The sequence below is a fragment of the Phyllobacterium sp. P5_D12 genome (genome assembly GCF_054049495.1).
Genome location: NZ_JBFUMG010000594.1, coordinates 1 through 2,578, shown reverse-complemented (window position 1 = coordinate 2,578; position 2,578 = coordinate 1). Strand labels below are relative to the sequence as shown.

Genomic DNA, 2,578 nt, shown 5'->3' with positions numbered 1-2,578 from the left:
AGGTGGTTGAGGAGGAATCCCTTGGTTACTTCGGGCGCTTGYGGATCAAGCGCCCAAGCGCCCTTACGCTTGCCGATCGCATTCCATGTCCACATGGTTTTGCCATTCACCGCATCAGTCCGCGCAATTTCGCATTTGATCCGGCCGTGATGCGAAATGACCCAGGCCCAATCGCCATCCTTCAACCCCAGCTCGTCGCAAATCGTACCAGGGACATACAATGGATTTTTCGTGTGTATCTGTCGCAGCCATGCATTCTGCGAGCCCCAGGAATGATACATCGCCATCGGCCGCTGCGTGATCGCGTGATAGGGGAATTCTGCGATATCGACGCCCTGTTCTTCGAAGGGCCGGTACCAGTCCGGTAGCGGATCGAAACAATCGAGCAGACGTTCGCGGTATTGTTCGGGCGCGAACGGTTGCCGGACACCCATCGCCGACAGCCGGAACTTCTGCAGCGTCTCGACATAGAGCTGAAGGGTGACGGGCTGCGGCGCATCGAAGAAACCCATGTCGATGGCGAACTGTTGATAAGCGGCGTTGTGGTGCTTGAAATAGAGTGCCTCATCGGGAATGTGCTTCATCCAGAACGCACCGTGATCAATGTAATCTTTCAGCTGATCTTTGTTGGGCGCTCCCCTGCCCTCATCCATGGCGTCCGCACCCCGCCAACCCGAAAGCGGGCCGATACCGGGCTTGCGCTGATGATTGACGATATAGTCGGCATAGTCTTTGTACAGCGCCGCGCCTCTATCATCGACGAAACCGGGCAATTTCAAGCGGGTTCCGAGATCGATCAGCACGGACTGAAACCCGCGCACATCCCTGTCCGGCTCCAGCACCGGCCAACGGATCGCGTCGCAGGCGGCGTCAGGTTCGGAGATTGGCCGGTCGAGCAGTGAAATACAGTCGTGACGCTCCAGATAGGTCGTATCTGGCAAGACAAGATCGGCATAGGCAACCATTTCCGATGAATAGGCGTCCGAATAGATGATCTTCGGGATTTTATATTCGCCGGTTTTCGCGTCGCGCTCCTCCAGCATCCTGATCGTGCCACGCGTGTTCATCGACGAGTTCCACGCCATGTTGGCCATATACAGGAACAGTACGTCGACAGGATAGGGATCGCCAGCACACGCATTGGCGATAACCATATGCATCATGCCGTGAGCCGAGAGCGGCGCTTCCCATGAGAACGCCTTGTCGATCCGCTGCGGCTTGCCTTCACTATCGACGAGCAGGTCTTCAGGTCCAAGTGGATATCCAAGATGCGGCCCCGCAAGCGGTTGACCAGGCTTTACATGTTCCGCTCTGCCATGCGGTCTTGGGTGGGCCGTCACAGGTTTGGGATAAGGCGGCTTGTACCGATAGCCGCCCGGGCAGTCGATGGAGCCGATGATCGTCTGTAAAACGTGCAATGCACGCGCCGACTGAAATCCATTCGAATGAGCGGAGATGCCGCGCATGGCATGGAAGCTCACCGGCCGTCCAATCATGACATCGTGCTGCTCGCCTTTGATGTCGGTCCACGGTTGCTGGAGGATAATCTCTTCATCAAAAGCCACTCGGGCGATCTCCGAAGCCAGCCCACGGATCGTAGTGGCCGCAACGCCAGTTTCCGCCGCGACTGCATCGGGTGCATATTTCGGATCGAGATATTTCTCTGCCATTAGCCGCAGGACGCTGCGCACCTTCCGGCCGTCTTCCGTAACGAAGTCAGCATTAAGATCAGCAACATGACCCGGTTCGTCGAACCGGACAAGCGCACCGGATTTGCGGTCGCGCACCAGAGCCTTGCCAAGATCGTCGCGCAGGAAAAGTCCATGATCTTCCTTACCCTCATCGTCGATCACCAGCCACGGCGCGTTGGTGTAGCGCTGGAGATAGTCGAGATCTATCTTGCCAGTGCGAAAAAGTTCATGGATGACGGCAAGAATGAGCAGTCCATCGGTACCAGGACGAATGCCGATCCAGTTATCAGCGATAGCGGAATAGCCCGTGCGCACCGGATTGACCGAAACAAAACGCGCCCCACGCTTCTTGAGTTTGGAAATACCGATCTTGATCGGGTTGGAATCATGATCCTCCGCCACACCGAACAAAACAAATAGCTTGGTTTTGTCCCAATCGGGCGCGCCAAATTCCCAGAACGCACCACCGATCGTATAAATCCCTGCGGCTGCCATGTTGACCGAACAAAACCCGCCATGTGCAGCGTAGTTCGGTGTGCCGAAATTTTGCGCCCAAAAGCTGGTCAAAGCCTGGCTTTGATCGCGGCCCGTAAAGAAAGCGAGCTTCTGCGGCGCGGTTTCCCGCAGCGGCTGCAGCCAATCGACAGCCAACGCCAACGCTTCTTCCCAGCTGATTTCTTTGAATTCGCCTGAACCGCGTGGTCCTGTTCGTAACAGCGGCGCTCGCAATCGCGCCGGCGAATAGTGCTGCATGATTCCCGCTGATCCTTTGGCACACAAGACCCCCTTGTTGATCGGGTGGTCGCGGTTGCCCTCGATGTAGCGGATTTTGCCGTCTTTCAGATGGACATCGATGCCGCAACKGCAGGCGCACATATAGCAGGTGG

1 protein-coding gene is annotated in these 2,578 nt (G+C 56.7%); it reads right to left on the bottom strand.

Annotation, left to right across the window (positions count from 1 at the left end; translation table 11 throughout):
- Positions 1-2,578: molybdopterin-dependent oxidoreductase (locus ACXJ5O_RS23970; protein WP_457302088.1), on the bottom strand; the 2,578-nt coding region annotated here is incomplete at both ends.